The 16,885-nt window shown below is 67.1% G+C and carries 15 protein-coding genes; 8 read left to right on the plus strand and 7 right to left on the minus strand.

Going from position 1 to position 16,885, the window contains the following annotated elements; all coding sequences use genetic code 11:
• Positions 1 to 2: 2 nt before the first annotated feature.
• Entirely contained in the window at positions 3 to 980 is a 978-nt protein-coding gene (locus QFZ47_RS28485) for a Bug family tripartite tricarboxylate transporter substrate binding protein (protein ID WP_307658813.1), read from the minus strand.
• A 161-nt stretch (positions 981 to 1,141) separates the two neighbouring features.
• Here QFZ47_RS28485 and QFZ47_RS28490 point away from each other — a divergent pair, with 161 nt between their 5' ends.
• The gene (locus QFZ47_RS28490; RefSeq protein ID WP_307658814.1) at positions 1,142 to 2,053 is read left to right on the plus strand and encodes a LysR family transcriptional regulator; all 912 of its coding nucleotides are present in this window, start codon (positions 1,142 to 1,144) and stop codon (positions 2,051 to 2,053) included.
• A 487-nt stretch (positions 2,054 to 2,540) separates the two neighbouring features.
• Here the strand turns inward: QFZ47_RS28490 and QFZ47_RS28495 are convergent, their stop codons facing one another.
• Complete coding sequence (locus tag QFZ47_RS28495; protein ID WP_307658815.1) at positions 2,541 to 3,719, minus strand: acetyl-CoA C-acetyltransferase; 1,179 nt, start codon at positions 3,717 to 3,719, stop codon at positions 2,541 to 2,543.
• A gap of 48 nt (positions 3,720 to 3,767) precedes the next feature.
• Entirely contained in the window at positions 3,768 to 5,519 is a 1,752-nt protein-coding gene (gene phaC / locus QFZ47_RS28500; protein WP_307659040.1) for a class I poly(R)-hydroxyalkanoic acid synthase, read from the minus strand.
• Between the two features lie 116 nt (positions 5,520 to 5,635).
• Between phaC and QFZ47_RS28505 the strand changes: the two genes are divergently transcribed.
• Entirely contained in the window at positions 5,636 to 5,959 is a 324-nt protein-coding gene (locus tag QFZ47_RS28505) for a hypothetical protein (protein WP_307658816.1), read from the plus strand.
• Here the strand turns inward: QFZ47_RS28505 and pgeF are convergent.
• Together pgeF and maiA are read right to left on the minus strand one after the other, a co-directional pair.
• Positions 5,891 to 6,667 (minus strand): peptidoglycan editing factor PgeF, encoded by a 777-nt coding sequence (gene pgeF / locus QFZ47_RS28510; RefSeq protein WP_307658817.1) that lies wholly within the window; start codon positions 6,665 to 6,667, stop codon positions 5,891 to 5,893. The genes QFZ47_RS28505 and pgeF overlap by 69 nt on opposite strands.
• A 14-nt stretch (positions 6,668 to 6,681) precedes the next feature.
• A complete protein-coding gene (maiA, locus tag QFZ47_RS28515) occupies positions 6,682 to 7,320 on the minus strand; it encodes a maleylacetoacetate isomerase (protein ID WP_307659041.1) in 639 nt (212 codons plus the stop codon).
• Positions 7,321 to 7,410: 90 nt separating this feature from the next.
• On the opposite strand from maiA, the gene QFZ47_RS28520 reads away from it, so the two are divergent.
• The 4 genes from QFZ47_RS28520 to QFZ47_RS28535 all read left to right on the plus strand — a co-directional run bounded on the left by QFZ47_RS28520 (position 7,411) and on the right by QFZ47_RS28535 (position 9,801).
• On the plus strand, positions 7,411 to 8,112 hold the full coding sequence (locus QFZ47_RS28520) for a fumarylacetoacetate hydrolase family protein (RefSeq protein WP_307658818.1): 702 nt from the start codon (positions 7,411 to 7,413) through the stop codon (positions 8,110 to 8,112).
• A gap of 19 nt (positions 8,113 to 8,131) precedes the next feature.
• Positions 8,132 to 8,683, plus strand: a complete 552-nt coding sequence (locus QFZ47_RS28525) for an NUDIX hydrolase (RefSeq protein ID WP_307658819.1) — start codon at positions 8,132 to 8,134, stop codon at positions 8,681 to 8,683.
• An 8-nt stretch (positions 8,684 to 8,691) separates the two neighbouring features.
• Positions 8,692 to 9,195 (plus strand): CreA family protein, encoded by a 504-nt coding sequence (locus QFZ47_RS28530; RefSeq protein ID WP_370880624.1) that lies wholly within the window; start codon positions 8,692 to 8,694, stop codon positions 9,193 to 9,195.
• Between the two features lie 102 nt (positions 9,196 to 9,297).
• Positions 9,298 to 9,801 carry a murein hydrolase activator EnvC family protein gene (locus QFZ47_RS28535; protein WP_307658820.1) on the plus strand — a complete coding sequence of 168 codons (504 nt, stop codon included), beginning with the start codon at positions 9,298 to 9,300 and terminating at the stop codon, positions 9,799 to 9,801.
• A gap of 31 nt (positions 9,802 to 9,832) precedes the next feature.
• Here QFZ47_RS28535 and QFZ47_RS28540 read toward each other — a convergent pair whose 3' ends face one another.
• On the minus strand, positions 9,833 to 11,488 hold the full coding sequence (locus tag QFZ47_RS28540; RefSeq protein WP_307658821.1) for a phospholipase D family protein: 1,656 nt from the start codon (positions 11,486 to 11,488) through the stop codon (positions 9,833 to 9,835).
• A gap of 192 nt (positions 11,489 to 11,680) precedes the next feature.
• Here QFZ47_RS28540 and QFZ47_RS28545 point away from each other — a divergent pair, with 192 nt between their 5' ends.
• Both QFZ47_RS28545 and QFZ47_RS28550 read left to right on the plus strand, forming a co-directional pair.
• Positions 11,681 to 13,105 carry a homospermidine synthase gene (locus QFZ47_RS28545; protein ID WP_307658822.1) on the plus strand — a complete coding sequence of 475 codons (1,425 nt, stop codon included), beginning with the start codon at positions 11,681 to 11,683 and terminating at the stop codon, positions 13,103 to 13,105.
• Positions 13,106 to 14,419 (plus strand): NAD(P)/FAD-dependent oxidoreductase, encoded by a 1,314-nt coding sequence (locus QFZ47_RS28550; protein WP_307658823.1) that lies wholly within the window; start codon positions 13,106 to 13,108, stop codon positions 14,417 to 14,419. It abuts the gene before it with no gap.
• Between the two features lie 25 nt (positions 14,420 to 14,444).
• Here QFZ47_RS28550 and QFZ47_RS28555 read toward each other — a convergent pair whose 3' ends face one another.
• Positions 14,445 to 16,865: a catalase gene (locus QFZ47_RS28555; RefSeq protein WP_307658824.1), complete on the minus strand. Its 2,421-nt coding sequence runs from the start codon at positions 16,863 to 16,865 to the stop codon at positions 14,445 to 14,447.
• Positions 16,866 to 16,885 lie beyond the last annotated feature (20 nt).

Consider the following 16,885-nt stretch of genomic DNA (forward strand, 5'->3'; position numbering starts at 1 on the left):
TTTCAGTCCACTGCAGCGCCGGATGCCTTGACGATGCGTGCCCACTTGGCGAGGTCGTCCTGCAGCAGTTTCGAAAATTGTTCAGGGGAAGTCGGCGCCGCGATCTCGACGCCCTGCTGGTCGAGCTTGTCGCGCAGGTCCTTCGCGGCCAGCGCCTTGCGCGTCGCATCCTGCAGCGTGGCCAGCACGTCGGCCGGCACACCCGCTGGCGCGAACAGGCCGATCCAGAGCGTGCCGTTGTAGCCCGGCACGGCCTCGGCAATGGCGGGTACGTCCGGCAGCACCGGCGAGCGCTTCTCGCCGCTCACGGCCAGCGCACGCAGCTTGCCGCCCTTGATGTGCGAGAGCGCCGAAGGCAGGCTCGCGAACACGATTGGCAGCTGTCCGCCGAGCACGTCGTTGAGCGCGGGCGCCACGCCCTTGTATGGCACGTGCTGCAGCGAGATGCCCGCCATGCTGTTGAGCATTTCGCCGAGCAGGTGGTTGAGCGTGCCGTTGCCGGCCGAGGCGTACTGGTAGTTGGCGCCCTTCTGCCGCGCGAGCTTCAGGAACTCGTTGAAGTCCTTGGCAGGAAACGAGGGATGGACCAGCAGCACGTTGGGCACCGCGCCGACCAGGCCCACGGGCCTGAAGTCCTTCACCGGATCGAAGCCCGGGTTCTTGTAGAGCGCGGGGTTGATGGCCTGGCTGCTGCTGATGGTCATGAGCAGCGTGTAGCCGTCCTTCGGTCCCTTGGCGACCAGCTGCGTGCCGATGTTGCCGCCGGCGCCCGGCCGGTTGTCGACCACCACGCTCGCATTCATCACTTCGCCGAGCTTCTGGCCCACGAGCCGGCCGACGATGTCGTTGGTGCCGCCCGCGGCCTGCGGCACGACGAGCGTGACGGGGCGCGAGGGGTAAGGCTGCGCGGCGGCCGGGCCGGCGTGGAGCAGGATGGCTGCGGTGGCAAAGGTTAGCTGCGCAAGTGCGCGAAGTCCCATGTTTGCCAAGGCGGTAGAGCAGCGGACTTTTAATCCGCTGGTCACTGGTTCGTGTTGTGGTGTCTCCATGGCCGCATGGTGTTCTGCCCCGCCCCTGCGCGCAATCTGCGATTTCGGAACCCAGCCTTCTGAGATTCCGAAGGCTTGGGTACGATGGCGCCATGCTTTTCGACCTGACCGACCTGCGCCTTTTCGTTGCCACGGCCGAGCTCGGCAACCTCACGCGCGCGGCCGAGCGGCAGCACCTGTCGCTTGCGGCGGCCAGCGCGCGCATCAAGGCGCTCGAAACCCAGGCCGGACTGCAACTGCTGCAACGCGAGGCCCGCGGTGTGCGCCTGCTGCCGCCGGGGGAAGCCTTCCTGCACCACGCGCGCCTGGTGCTGCACCAGACCGAGCAGCTGCGCGCCGACCTGCTCGAATACGGCGGCGGGCTGCGCGGCCATCTGCGCGTGTTCGCCAACACCACGGCGGTGACCGATTTCCTGCCTGAAATCCTGCCGGGCTTCCTCGCGCGCAACCCACGCATCAACGTCGACCTTCAGGAAAAACCGAATGCTCAGATCCCGCGCGGCGTGCTCGACGGCCGCGCCGACATCGGCATCGTGGCGGGCCGCGTCGACACGCTGGGCCTCGAAGCGATCCACTTCAGCACCGACCGGCTGGTGCTCGTCACCTCGCGCAAGCACCGCTTCGCAAAGCGCCGCAGGATTTCATTCGCGGAGACGCTCGACGAAGACGCGATCGGCATGCAGCAGGGCAGCACCTTGCAGACCTTTCTCGCGCAGATCACCGACAACCTCGGCAAGCGGCAGAAGCTGCGCATTCAGCTCGGCAGCTTCGACGCCATGTGCCGGATGATCGGCAGCGGCGTGGGCATCGGCGTGGTGCCGGAGTCGGCCGCGCGGCGCAACCAGGAAAGCATGCAGCTCGCGCTGATCGACCTCAGCGATGCGTGGTGCGTGCGGGAGCGGTACCTGCTGGTGCGTGACCGGGCGGTGTTGCCGATCTATGCGCAGGCGCTGGTCGAGACGCTATGCCAGCACTATGCCGTGCAGCAGGCCGCCATCGACTGAGTGCAAACAAGGACTTGCAGGCGAATTGTGAGGAAGTCGATGCCGTCCCCAATTTCCGTGGACAACTTTGGGGATAACTGATGTTCTTCCTTGTAAAGCCGATTTAACTCGTTGTTTTACAAGGGGAATAATCAGTTTGCTCAAAATTTGAGCGGTGAACAACGTGGCATGCGCCTGTCGCGATTAGCAGCGCTTGTTCAGGGCGCGTGCACAGGCCACCGGGTACTCCCCTCCGCGAATGTCCCCCGGGCTTCGCCCTCCTCCTTTATTTCGCTGCGTGGAGCACCCGATGCCCTGTGCACCTGGGCACGCTCTTGGTGTACAGCTGATCAACGACCGCTGCGCATAACGCTCCCGCCGATGGGGTGCCTTGCGCAGCGAAATCAAGGGGGAGGCCGCAGGCCGGAGGACATTCGCGGAGCAAGGTACCCCGTCGGCGGGAGCGCCGCCCTGAACAGCAGCAGCGAGCGTCCCCCTCGAAAGAGCCCTATCGCTCGATCGTCAGCGCCACGCCCATGCCGCCGCCGATGCAGAGCGACGCAATGCCCTTCTTCGCGTTCTGGCGCTGCATTTCGTGCAGCAGCGTCACCAGGATGCGGCAGCCCGACGCGCCGATCGGGTGGCCGATGGCAATGGCGCCGCCGTTCACGTTGACCTTGTTCACGTCCCAGCCCATTTCGCGGTTCACGGCGCAGGCCTGCGCGGCGAAGGCCTCGTTGATCTCGAGCAGGTCGAGGTCGGCCGCCTTCCAGCCCGCGCGCTGCAGCGCCTTGGTCGATGCGGGCACCGGGCCCATGCCCATGATGGCCGGATCGAGGCCGGCGGTGGCATAGCTCGCGATGCGGCCCAGCGGCTTCAGGCCCAGGGCGGCGGCCTTCTTGGCCGTCATCACCATCACGGCGGCTGCCCCGTCGTTCAGGCCCGAGGCATTGCCCGCGGTCACGCCGCCGGCCTTGTCAAAGGCGGGGCGCAGGCCGGCCAGGCCTTCGGCGCTGGTTTTGCGGTTGATGAACTCGTCCTTGTCGAAGACGATGGGGTCGCCCTTCTTCTGCGCAATGCTCACGGGCACGATCTCGTCCTTGAACTTGCCGGCGTCCTGCGCGGCCGCCGCCTTGGTCTGGCTGCCGAGCGCGAGCTCGTCCTGCGCGGCGCGGTCGATGCCGAACTTCTTGGCCACGTTCTCGGCCGTGATGCCCATGTGGTACTGGTTGTAGACGTCCCACAGGCCGTCCGTGATCATGGTGTCGACCAGCTTCCAGTCGCCCATGCGCTGGCCGTTGCGCGAATTGGGCAGCACGTGCGGCGCAGCGCTCATGTTTTCCTGCCCGCCGGCAATCACGATCTCGCTGTCGCCCGTGGCCACGGCCTGCGCCGCCAGCATGACGGCCTTCAGGCCCGAGCCGCACACGGCGTTGATGGTGAGTGCCGGGGTTTCCTTGGTGCCGCCGCTCTTGAGCCACGCCTGGCGCGCGGGGTTCTGGCCCGCACCGGCCGCGAGCACCTGGCCCATGATGGCTTCGCCGACCTGCTCGGCCGAGAGATTGGCGCGCGCAATCACTTCCTTGATCACGAGGGCGCCCAGCTCGGTGGCTGCAATGCCGGCGAGCGAGCCGCCGAACTTGCCGACCGCCGTGCGTGCAGCCGAAACGATGACGATGTCTTCCATGAGGTTCTCCGTTGAAGTGATTTGAAGTCGGGGTTGTGAAGGATCGGATCAGGCTCTTGCCTTGACGTAGCGTCCGGGCGCCGGCTCGATGGCCTTGTAGGCCTTGCCGTTGCCGTAGGCCTTGGGCGCGGGAACCTGTTTGCCCGCATGGCCCTTGAGCCACTGTGCCCAGTCGGTCCACCAGCTGCCGGGGTGCTCGGTGGCGCCGGCCAGCCATTCGGCCTGGGTCTTCGGGAACTTGCCGTCTTCGCGGATCCAGTGGCTTCGCTTTTTCTTGGCAGGCGGATTGATCACACCCGCGATGTGGCCCGAGGCGCCCATGACGAAGCGCTTCTTGCCCGGCAACAGCTGCGTGGAGGCATACGCGCCGCCAATGGGCACGATGTGGTCTTCGCGCGAACCGTAGATGTAGGCCGGGATATCGATCCTGCCGAGGTCGATCTTCTCGCCGCACACCGTGAGCGCGTTCGGCTTTGCGAGCTTGTTCTCGTGGTAGGTGTTCCGCAGGTACCAGGTGTAGAACGGGCCCGGCAGGTTGGTGGCGTCGCTGTTCCAGTAGAGCAGGTCGAAAGGCGGCGGGGTTTCGCCCTTCAGGTAGTTGCCGACCACGTAGTTCCACACCAGGTCGTTCGGGCGCAGGAAGCTGAAGGTCGAGGCCAGGTCCATGCCGGGCAGCAGGCCGCCCTTGCCCAGCTGCATTTCGCGGTACGCCACCATGGCCTCGTCGACGAAGATGTCGAGGATGCCGGTGTCGCTGAAGTCGAGAAAGGTGGTGAGCAGCGTGACCGAGGCGGCCGGCTTTTCGCCGCGCGCCGCGAGCACGGCCAGCGCGGTGCTCAGGATGGTGCCGCCCACGCAGAAGCCCAGCGCGTTGATCTGCTTGCTGTCGCCGATCTCCTGTACGAGATGGATCGCCTTGATGGCGGCGTTCTCGATGTAGTCGTCCCAGGTGGCGTTGGCCAGCGACTCGTCGGGATTGCGCCAGCTCACCACGAACACGCGGTGGCCCTGCTCGTTGGCATAGCGGATCAGCGAGTTCTCGGGCTGCAGGTCGAGGATGTAGAACTTGTTGATGCACGGCGGCACCAGCAGGAACGGCCGCTCGTGGACCTTGGCCGTGAGCGGCTTGTATTCGAGCAGTTGGAACAACTCGTTCTCGAACACCACGGCGCCCTCGGTGGTGGCCACGTTGCGCCCCACTTCGAAGGCGCTCTCGTCGGTCATGCTGAGGTGGCCCTGCTTCACATCGTGCAGCAGGTTCTGGATGCCCTTGGCAATGCTCTCGCCCTGTGTGTCGACGGCCTTCTTCTGCGCCTCGGCGTTGAAGGCGAGCGAATTGCTGGGCGACGAGGCCGCCATCCATTGCTCGACCGCAAAGCGCATGCGCGCCCTGGTCTTTTCGTCGGCATCGATGGCCTCGGCCATGCTGAGCAGGGTGCGGCCGTTGAGCAGGTAGACGGCCGCGGAGAAGGCCGCGAGCGGATTGCTGCCCCAGGCGTCGCCCGCAAAGCGCTTGTCGCCCTCGGGCCTGGCGTCCAGGCCGCGGCGCCAGAGCTCGGTGGCTTCAGCCATGTACTGCTGCTGGATGGACTGCAGCTTCTCGGGTGCGATGGAGATTTTCGGCAGGTCGGGCATCTTGGCCGTCTGCGGGATCTGCCACAGCGGCGTGCCGCCGCCGTTGAAGGCCGAAGCCCCCTGGACGGCGGATTGCTGGAGCGATTCCAGTGCCTTGGCCCATCCCTCTGAAAGAGCCTGCTGGAAAGGCGCGAACGCATCGGCCCCCGTGACTTGTTGCTTCATCATGTCTCCTGGTCCTCACCTGAATCGATAACCGGATGGCTTGCGTATTTTGAGTATCCTGCATTTCGCAAGGCGCCCACAACGCCGCCCCGCTCACTTACCGACTGAAACTTCTTGTGTTTATCCACCTGATCGTGATTGGCTGGCTCTACGTCGTCCTGATGATGGCCGTGGCCGAGGCCACCAACACCACGGGCACCGTGCTGGGTGCCATCTTCACATTTCTTTTGTACGGATTGGCGCCTGTCGCACTGGTGGTTTACCTGATGGGCACTCCCGGACGGCGCCGCGCGCTCCGGCAGCGCGAGGCCCAGGCGCAGGAAGAAGCGCGCCGCGCCGCAAGCGAGGCGGCCGCGGCGGCAGGCACGGATTCAGGCCTTCCAGACCAGCGCGGCGAAACGCCCGCTGACGCCGTCCCGCCGGTGCGAAAAGAACCGTGACGGGTTGGCGACGGTGCACCACTGGTCGCTGCCGTCGTTGCCATGCACCGATTCCACACCGGCTGCGCAGAGGCGCTGGCGTGCGAGCGCGGGCAGGTCGGCCAGCCACTTGCCCGGTGCCGGCGCGGGTCGGAAACAGAGCGCGGCTTCGGGCGCGTGGGCCTCGAACGCGGCCTTGACCTCGGGCCCGACCTCGAAGGCCCTGGGGCCGATGCAGGGGCCGAGCCAAGCCATGACCCTGCCGCCGCCGTTCGCGGCATCCGAAGTGGTCTCGAAGCACCGGGCCGCCGCCTCGAGCACGCCGCCGGCCAGGCCGCGCCAGCCGGCGTGCGCGGCCGCCACCCGCTGGCCCGATGCGTCGGTGAAGAGCACAGGCAGGCAATCGGCCACCATGATCGTGCAGGCCACGCCGATGGCCGTGGCGGTGCAGGCGTCGGCCGGCGTGCCGTCGCCCACCATGCCGGCTTCGGCATCGAGCGCCACAAGCCCGGTGCCGTGCACCTGCTGAAGAAAGACCGGGCGCGCGCCGCCAATGGCCTGCGCCAGGCGATGGCGGTTTTCGGCGACGTCCGCCGCCAGGTCGCCCACGTGATCGCCCAGGTTGAGGCTTTGGTAGCGGCCCTGCGAAACGCCGCCCGCCCGCGTGGTGCACACGGCACGCACGTTGGGCGGCGCCGGCCAATCCGGAACGAGCCAGTGCGCGTCCATGGCGGCGGGCTCGCTCAGGCTTCCGCGTCGGGGCACTGCGAAGGCTGGGCGCGCTGGAAGGCGTCGAGTTCCATGCAGGCCTCGAAGGCGGCCATGGTGCGCGGCAGGCCGCTGAAGTCGCAGTCGAAGCGGCGGCCGTTGAAGATCTGCGGCACCAGGCAGCAGTCGGCCAAGGTGGGCGTGTCGCCGTAGCAGAACCGGCCGCCGGGATGCAGGGCGAGCTGGCGCTCGAAGGCCAGCATGCCGTCGCGCACCCAGTGGCGGTACCAGGTGTTCTTGGCTTCGTCGTCGAGTTTGAGCTCCTTCACCAGGTACTTGAGCACGCGCAGGTTGTTGAGCGGATGGATCTCGCAGGCAATCGACTGGGCCAGCGCGCGCACATGCGCCCGGCCCACCGGATCGTGCGGCAGCAGCGGCGGCTCGGGGTTGGTTTCGTCCAGGTATTCGATGATGGCCATCGACTGCGAAAAGCGCTCGCCCTCGTCTTCCAGCAGCGGCACCAGCATGTCGGCCGAAATGGCCGAGTAAGGCCCCGTGCGATGCTCGCCGCGGGCAATGTGCACCGGGACGTAGTCGAACTCCAGGCCCTTCAGCTGGAGCGCAATGCGCACGCGGAATGACGAGGAGGATCGGAAGTAGTTGTGCAGCTTCATCATTCCCCAAGCATAGCGCTCGGAGGCAGCCCGGGCCTGCCTCTGGCACACTGCCGTTTTTTCTCCGTTCCGCTCAAAAGGACAGACGCAATGGCTTCCGAGTTTGTTTTCGCCCCGCCCCAGGCCGTTTCGATTCCCGTGGTCGGCCAGCCGGCCCGTTTTCCGGTGCACCGCATCTACTGCGTGGGCCGCAACTACGAAGATCACGCCAAGGAAATGGGCTTCACCGGCCGCGAGCCGCCCTTCTTCTTCATGAAGCCGGCCGATGCGCTGGTGGTGGTCGATGCGGGCCAGACCGGCACCATGGCCTACCCCACGCTCACCAAGAACCTGCACCACGAGATCGAGCTCGTGGTGGCCATCGGGACCGGCGGCAAGAACATTGCGGCCGCCGATGCGCACAAGCACATCTACGGCTATGCCGTGGGCCTGGACATGACGCGGCGCGACCTGCAGAACGACATGAAGAAGCAGGGCCGCCCCTGGGACATCGGCAAGGGCTTCGAACAGAGCGCGCCCATCGGCCCCATCGTGCCCGTGGCCGAGGCCGGCGACGCCCAGAACGCCGAGATCTCGCTGCAGGTCAACGGCACCGACCGCCAGCGCAGCACCGTGAGCAAGTTGATCTGGAACGTGGCCGAAACCATCGAGCACCTGTCGGCCGCGTGGGAGCTGCAGCCCGGCGACCTGATCTACAGCGGTACGCCCGAAGGCGTGGCGGCAGTGGTGGCGGGCGACACGCTGGTGGGCGAAGTGGCCGGCCTGCCGAAGTTGACGGTCAAGATCGTCTGACACCGCCGCGCCCCGCTCCATGATCCTGCGCGTCCCCATCAAGCACTGCAAGAACTGCGGCACCGCAGTGGTCTACCGCGTCCCCGACGACGGCGACACCAAGGAGCGCGCCGTCTGCCCGGCCTGCGGCACCATCCACTACGAAAACCCGCTGAACGTGGTGGGCACCATTCCCGTGCTCGGGGACAAGGTGCTGCTGTGCAAGCGCAACATCGAGCCGCGCTGGGGCAAGTGGACGCTGCCCGCGGGATTCATGGAACTGGGCGAAACCGCGGCCCAGGGCGCGGCCCGCGAGACCGACGAGGAGGCCGGCGCCCACTACGAGATGCAGGGCCTGTACGCGGTGATCAGCGTGGTGCGCGTGGGCCAGGTGCACCTGTTCTACCGCGCCCGCCTGCTCGACGACCGCTTCGACCCCGGCCACGAAACCATCGAGGCCCGGCTTTTCACCGAGGAAGAGATTCCCTGGGAAGAGATCGCGTTTCGAACCGTGCGCGAGGCGCTGGAACACTTCTTCGAAGACCGGCGGCGCGGCAGCTTCGACCGCGTGCACGAACTCAGCATCGTTTGAAACATTCCATGACCCAGGCACGCCGCGCGCCCTTCCCCCTTCGCCGGGCCTTCGCATCCGGCATGGCGCTGGGCCTTGCGCTGGCCTCGGCCGCGCACGCGGAAACGGTGGGCGACGTGGACACCGTGTTCAAGCTCATCGGACCCGACCACAAGATCGTGGTGGAGGCCTACGACGACCCCAAGGTGAACGGCGTGACCTGCTATGTCTCGCGCGCCAAGACCGGCGGGCTGGCGGGCGCCTTCGGCGTTGCGGAAGACAAGTCCGAAGCCTCCATTGCCTGCAGGCAGGTGGGCCCGGTCAGCATCACGCAGCCGTTGCCCAAGCGCGAAGAGGTCTACAGCGAGCGGCTGTCGATTCTCTTCAAGCGGCTGCGCGTGGTGCGCATGGTCGACGCCAGGCGCAACACGCTGGTCTACCTGACCTATTCCGACCTGCTGATCGAAGGTTCGCCAAAAAACAGCGTGACGGCGGTGCCCATCGACCGCGGCACGCCGATTCCGCTCAAGTAGCCGCCCCGGGGGACTGGCCCGAGTTTGCTAGCATGGACGAGGTGGCTCGCCCGGCGCGCCGACCGCGGGAACCCTCAGCAACGAATTCGTTCCAACAGAGCCATGCACCTCCAGACTTTTGCCTTTCGTACCGGCGCCGCGCTTCTCGTGGCCGCCGGTCTTGCCGCCTGCACCACGCCGCAACCGCCCGCGCGGCCCGGCGTGACCATTCCGCCGCCCGCGCAGCAGCCCCAGGCCATGTTCATCCGGCCCGCCAGCGGGACCACCATTGCCCGCTTCGACGGCGTGCGCAGCAAGGGCCTCGACATCGCCGGCAACCTGGGCGACCCCATCGTGGCCTCGGCCGACGGCCGCGTGGTGTACGTGGGCGGCGAGCTGCGCAGCTACGGCAACATGGTCATCGTCAAGCACAACGATACCTTCCTGACCGCATACGCCCATGCGCAGACCATTCTCGTGAAGGAAAACGCGGTGGTCCGGCAAGGCCAGAAGATTGCCGAGATGGGCAAGAGCGAAACCGACCGCGTGAAGCTGCATTTCGAGATCCGAAAGAACGGCACCGCGGTCGATCCGGAGCCCTACCTGAGCGGCCGCCTGCAGCAGTAGCGGCGGCTGCCGAGGCGCCGGCGGAAGCGCCCTACAGCAGGCTTTCGGGCACCAGCGGCGCAAAAAACTCCAGCTTCCAGCGTGACCAGAAATCCGTTTCCGGCTCCACGTGCAGGATGGTGTCGGCGCCGTCGCCCGAGGCCGGGCTCACCCATTCGATGCCGCCGCTCGGGCCCAGCTGCAGCTGGTAGGCGCCGTCGAGCCGGATGAAACCGATCAGGCTGGTGAGCTGCTGGGCAATCTGCGGGCTGAAGATGAAGATGCCGATCTCGGTGTTGTGCAGCATCGAGCGCGGGTCGAAATTCATCGAGCCGATGAAGACCATGCTGCGGTCGACCACCGCCGACTTTCCGTGCAGCCGGCCGCTGGCCGAGCCATAGATGCCGAAGCGCTTGGTCTGCTCGATGCGCTTGGGGCTCAGTTCATACAGCTCCACGCCGAGCCTGAGCATCTCGGGCCGGTAGCGGCGATAGCCGATGTGCACCAGCGATTCGTCCGTGGCCGCCAGTGAATTGGTCACGATGGTGTAGCTCACGCCCCGTTGCCGCACGAGGCGGATCGACTCCATGCCGCCGCGCCCCGGAATCAGGTAGGGCGTGGTCTGCAGAATCTCCTGCTGGGCGCCGCGCAGGTAGCGCCGCATGTTGTAAAGCACGCTGTCGGCCGATTCGTCGGCCGGCAATCCGCGGGCCTCGTCCGTGGGGCCCAGTGCCTTGGCGGGCGCGTCGGCATAGGCTTCGGCGCGCGCCCAGACGAGCGACAGCGCGCCCTCGCCCAGGTCCTTGGCGAGGGCGTTGTTGCCCAGCAGGTCGGTGGAGTCCAGCGGCTCGGGATGCAGCGTGTCCGGCCCCGCGGTCAGGTGTTCGAAGCGTTCGCGCAGCTGCTGCGGCGTGGCGCCGCCATTGGAGACCAGCGACTCGATCGGATAGACATACGGGCTGTTCCAGTACATGTCGAACAGCGACGACAGCCGCGGCACCACCGTGCCGGCCACCAGCGTGTCGATGTCGATGAAGTTGGAGCCGCCATCGCGCAGGAAGTACTCGTTGGCGATGTTGCGCCCGCCCATGACCGCCATCGAGTTGTCCACCACGAAGAGCTTGTTGTGCATGCGGCGGTGCACGCGGTCGAAGTCGAGCAGCGACGCTGCCCAGCGCGTGCCCAGCAGATCGCGGCCGGCCGGGAACGGATTGAAGAAGCGCACCTCGACATTCGGATGCGCCGCGAAGCCCGCGAACAGCGGATCGGCGCCTGCCGTGTAGAGATCGTCCACCAGCAGGCGCACGCGCACGCCGCGATCGGCCGCGTCGCGCAGCGTGCGCAGCAGGTAGCGGCCGGTTTCGTCGTTCTGCACCAGGTAGTACTGCACATCGATCGAGCGCTGGGCGCGGCGCGCGAGTTCGATGCGCGCATGCAGCGAAAACTGCGGCATCGGCAGCAGCCGGAAACCGCTCAGCCCCTGCCCCGGTGGCGAAGCCGCTGCCACCAGGCGCCCCAGCATGGTGTCGGCACCATCGGCGATGGCCACCGATGGCTTGCGCTCCACCCCGGCCGGCAGCCCCGCACAGCCGCCCAGGAGCAGCAGGGCCAGGCCGAGCAACAGCAGCCAGGACGCGCGCCCCGCGCGCAGGCCAGCGCAGGTTGGCGGGACGGAATGTCGTGGATTGAAGGAAAGGTCTTCTGCCATCGGTTCAATGCAATGCGCGACGTGCGCAGGGTGGCCGGTTTCTACCATGACAGCGGGCGAAAACCTCGCTCATGGAGTCCTCCTACACCATCGGCAAAGGCAAGCTGACGCATCCGCCGGCCGGGGCACGCCACATTTTTTGCGAGGGACCCGAAAAGGCCGGCCCTCCGGCGCCACTCAGCGAGGTGATGGATGACCAAGAAGAATGAATTGCTGGCTCGCTTCGACGGCAGGCTCACGATGATCGGCTTCGGCTCCATCGGCCAGGCGCTGCTGCCCTTGCTGTTGCGCCACTTCGGGTTGAAGGCGGCCAACGTCAAGATCGTGAAGGCCGGCGAAGACCGCAGCGGCCTGGCCCGGGAACTGGGCGTGGAAGTCATCTCCGCCCGGCTGGAGGAAGGCAACTTCGCCGCCGTGCTCGAGCCCCTGCTGGACAAGGGCGACTTCATGGTCAACCTGTCGGTCGACGTTTCGAGCCTGGCGCTCATCAAGCTCTGCCGCGAACGCGGCGCGCTCTATCTGGACACCTGCAACGAACCCTGGTGCGGCCGCTACGACAACCCCGGACTGCCCCCTTCGCGCCGCTCGAACTACAGCCTGCGCGAGGAGCTGCTGGCCTACCGCCTCGACAAGCGCAGCGGGCCCACGGCGGTGATCACGCAAGGCGCCAATCCGGGGCTGGTGTCGGCCCTGCTCAAGCAGGCATTGCTGAACATCGCTGCCGACACGCACGCGCAGCTCGAATCCATGCCCGCGAGCTACGAGGACTGGGCCGCGCTCGCGCAGCAGCTTGGCATCAAAGTCGTCCACATCGCCGAACGCGACACCCAGGTGGCAACGCAGCGCAAGCAGCGCGACGAATTCGTCAACACCTGGTCGGTGCAGGGCTTCGTCGACGAGGGCCTGCAGCCCGCCGAACTGGGATGGGGAACGCACGAGCGGCACTGGCCGGCCGACGCCGCGCGGCATGGTTTCGGCAGCGATGCGGCCATCTACCTGGGGCGCCCGGGCATCGGCACGCGGGTGCGCAGCTGGACGCCGCTGGAGGGCCCGTACCACGGCTTCCTGGTGACGCACGCCGAATCGATATCCATTGCCGACCACCTGACGCTGCGCAAGGACGGCGAGGTGGTGTACCGCCCCACGGTGCACTACGCCTACCATCCCTGCGACGACGCCGTGCTCTCGCTGCACGAGGTGGCGGGAAAGAACTGGCGGTTGCAGCATCGCCAGAGGATCGTGCGCGACGAGATCGCCGAAGGCATGGACGAACTCGGCGTGCTGCTGATGGGAAATTCCAAGGGGGCCTACTGGTATGGATCGCGCCTCACCATCGAGCGGGCGCGCGAACTGGCGCCCGCCAACAGCGCCACCAGCCTGCAGGTGGTGGCCGGCATCCTGGGCGGGATGTCGTGGGCGCTGCGCAATCCCGATGCTGGCCTGGTGGAGCCGGACGACATCGATCACCGCGTGGTGCTGGAAGCCGCCATGCCCTACCTCGGCGAGGTGGTGGGGGTGTACGGCGACTGGACGCCGCTGAAAGACCGCAGCCCGCTCTTCCATGAGGAGAAGGACGAAGACGACCCCTGGCAGTTCCTCAACTTCCGGGTGGCCTGATTGCTGCTGCGCAAAGAACTCGGCGTCGTCGAGAACTCCTACTACGAAGCCAGCGTGCAGCGGGCGGCACGCTTCGAGGCGGCGCGTCCGCTCGAAGGCATTGCCACTGCCGATGTCTGCGTGGTGGGCGGCGGGCTCGCGGGGCTGTCGGCCGCGCTCGAGCTCGCTTCGCGCGGCTATGCGGTGGTGCTGCTCGAGGCGCAGCGCGTGGGCTGGGGCGCCTCGGGACGCAATGGCGGGCAGGTGATCGTCGGCTTCGGATCGGACGGCGAAGCGGCCATCGAAAAGCAGTTCTCGTCCGAAGACGCGCGCCGCGCCTGGAACATTTCCGTCGAGGGGCTGGAGCTGCTGCAGGACCGCATCGCAAGCCACGCGATCGACTGCGACTGGCAGGCCGGCTACCTGAACCTGTCGGTCAAGCCCGCGAAGTCGCGCGCGCTTCGCGAATGGATGGACCACGTGGGCCGCGTCCATGGCTATCCGCTGCAGTGGCTGGGCCCCGGCGAAGTCGCGCAATGGGTGGACAGCCAGCGCTTCGATGCCGGCGCCTTCGACGCACGCTCGGGCCATCTGCATCCGCTGAAGTATTCGCTGGGACTGGCGTCCGCGGCACGTGCGGCCGGCGCGCAGCTGCACGAGAACTCGGCGGTGCAGGTGATCGAGCGCGGCGCGCGGCCGGTGGTCAAGACCGCGCAGGGCGAGGTGCGGTGCAGCTTTGTCGTGCTGGCGGGCAACGTCTACCTGGCCGAATACGGGGACGACGTGGCGCCCGAGGTGTCGTCGCGCATCATGCCCGTGGGCACCTACATGATCGCGACCGAACCGATGGAGCCGGCGCGCGCGGAAGCGCTCATGCGCGGCCGGCCGGCCGCGTCGGACACGAACTTCGTGCTCGACTACTTCCGCCTGAGCGCTGACCATCGGCTGCTGTTCGGCTCGGGCGACAGCTACAGCGCGAGGACGCCGCGCAACCTCATCGACAAGATTCGCAAGAGCCTCCTCGGTGTGTTTCCGCAGCTCTCGGACCTGGGCATCGACCACGCATGGGGCGGCTTCGTCGACATCACCATGAACAAGGCGCCGGACTTCGGGCGCATCGGAACCAACATCTACTACCTGCAGGGCTTCTCAGGCCATGGCCTGGCGCTCACGGGCATGGCGGGCAAGCTGGCGGCCGAGGCCATTGCGGGCCAGGCCGAGCGCTTCGACCTTTTTGCGCGCATCGGGCACCACGCCTTTCCGGGCGGCACCTTGCTGCGCACGCCCGCGCTGGTGCTGGGGATGATGTACTACCGGCTGCGGGACTTCCTCTAGAAAGGTGCCGAAGGCCTGCTGTGGTTCAGGTGTCGTCCGCGACCAGCGCGCCGATTTCACGCGCCGGATGCCGGTGCTTCGCGAGCGCTGTCACGAAGGCCTCGATGGTGGATTCGAGATTCTCCGCCGCGCCGCGCAGCACGCCAGGATCCCTATCGCCCGATGGCAGGGTCTCGGGAACCTTCGCTTCGGCCAGCAGCGTTGCCGACGCGCCAAGCGCGAGAATCGTCTTGCCGTGCTGGAACTGGTCCTTGATGAACTGCTCGGTATGGGCATTGGCGGAAAGAAGCTCCACGCCTTCCGGGCCATCGGGCAGCACGAGCGCATCGAACAGGAAACCGGGTTCGTTTTCCAGCGAGGCGTCGGCTTCCATCGTCTCGCCCTCTGCCGTGCGGAACGGCCCGATGCGCGGGCCCACCAGGCGGCCCACGGCGCCCTCGGCCAGCAGCGCCGCCTGGAGGGCCGCGATCTGCTCGCCCTGCACGCCGTCCGCCACCAGCAACGCCACCTTGCGCGTGCGCACGGAACCATCGCCGGGCCGCGCCGTCAGCGACAGTGCGTGCGAGCGCGTCACCTCCGGCTTTGCAGGCTGCGGGAGCGCCCTGGGCAGCGCGGGCGGCAGGGGCATGCCCAGGCCGTCGGCTACCTGCTGCGCCAGCAGCGGCGACGCATTGACGAGGCTCGCCACCACGCGTTCCCGCACGGCAGGCACGGTGCACTTCGAGAGCTCGAAGCGGAACGCCGCCGCGATGTGGGCCTGCTCGGTGGGCGTCTGGCTTTCGAAGAAGAGCGTGGCCTGGGTGTAGTGGTCGGCAAACTTCTCGGGCTTGCCGCGCACCTTGTCCTGCTCCACGCGCTGCGGAAATGTCATGAAGCCCGCCGAGGCCCCGGCCTGGAACGGGCAGCCGCCACCCAGCGAGTTGGGCTCGTAGGCCGCGCGGCCGCGGTGGATGGCCTGGCGATGCATGCCGTCGCGCTGGTTGTTGTGCACCTGCGCGACCGGCGCGTTGATCGGCAACTCATGAAAGTTGGGGCCGCCCAGCCGCGTGATCTGCGTGTCGACATACGAATGGATGCGCCCGGCCAGCAGCGGGTCGTTGGTGAAATCGATGCCCGGCACCACGTGCGCGGCGCAGAAGGCCACCTGCTCGGTCTCGGCAAAGAAATTGTCGGGATTGCGGTTGAGCACCAGGCGCCCGACCGGCGTGAGCGGCACCAGTTCCTCCGGCACGATCTTGGTGGCGTCGAGCACGTCGAAGCTGAAGGCATCGGCCTCTTCCTCGGTGAAGATCTGCAGGCCGAGCTCCCACTCCGGAAACTCCCCGGCCTCGATGGCTTCCCACAGGTCGCGGCGATGAAAGTCGGGGTCGGCGCCGGATATCTTCACGGCCTCGTCCCACACCAGCGAATGGGTTCCGAGCACGGGCGACCAGTGGAATTTGCAGAACACCGAATCGCCGGCCTCGTTCACAAGCCGGAAGGTGTGCACGCCAAAGCCCTGCATCATGCGGAAGCTGCGCGGGATGGCGCGGTCGGACATCTGCCACATCAGCATGTGCGTCGACTCGGGCATGAGCCCGACGAAGTCCCAGAAGGTGTCGTGCGCGCTCGCGGCCTGCGGCATCTGGTGATGCGGCTCGGGCTTCACGGCGTGGACGAGGTCGGGAAACTTCATCGCGTCCTGGATGAAGAACACGGGCATGTTGTTGCCCACCAGGTCCCAGTTGCCTTCGTCGGTGTAGAACTTGACAGCAAAGCCGCGCACGTCGCGTGCGGTGTCCTTGGAGCCGCGCTCGCCGGCCACGGTGGAAAAGCGCACGAACACCGGCGTGATCTTTCCGCCTTCGCGCAGCGGCGCCGCCTTGGTGAACTGCGGGATGCCTTCGTAGCATTCGAAGTAGCCATGGGCGCCGGAGCCGCGCGCATGCACGATGCGCTCGGGAATGCGCTCATGGTCGAAGTGCGTGATCTTCTCGCGCAGGATGAAGTCTTCCAGCAGCGCGGGGCCGCGCAGGCCGGCCTTCAGCGAGTTCTGGTTGTCCGCAATGGGCACGCCCTGGTTGGTGGTGAGCCGCTGGCCGCCCGAGTCGACGCGCACCCGGTCGAGCGATTCGATGGTGGCATTCAGGCCCGGCATGGCCATGCCGCCGGTCTTTTCCGAGTCGATTTCTTCCGACAGGGTGCTGGCCGTTGCCGCGGACGACAGCGGCTGGACTGTCTGCCCGGCCTGTGGACGCAGCGCGTTGTCATGCCCGTGCTCCAGTGGCTTGTTCGCATTGAAGGGCATCGCGGCCGCCAGCGCCTGCGCATGCGCGGCCTTCTGCGAAGGCGGGTCGGACGGCGGGCCACCGGGCAGGTTGGCGGCGCCGCTGTCGGTGTTGCGGGCCGCCGCCGATGCGCTGGTGGCGGCGCTGCCGGAATCAGGAGGCGTTTTGGAAGGCGGCATGAAAACTCCGTTCGATGAGA

This window comes from Variovorax paradoxus, assembly GCF_030815975.1.
GTDB classification, from domain to species: domain Bacteria; phylum Pseudomonadota; class Gammaproteobacteria; order Burkholderiales; family Burkholderiaceae_C; genus Variovorax; species Variovorax paradoxus_N.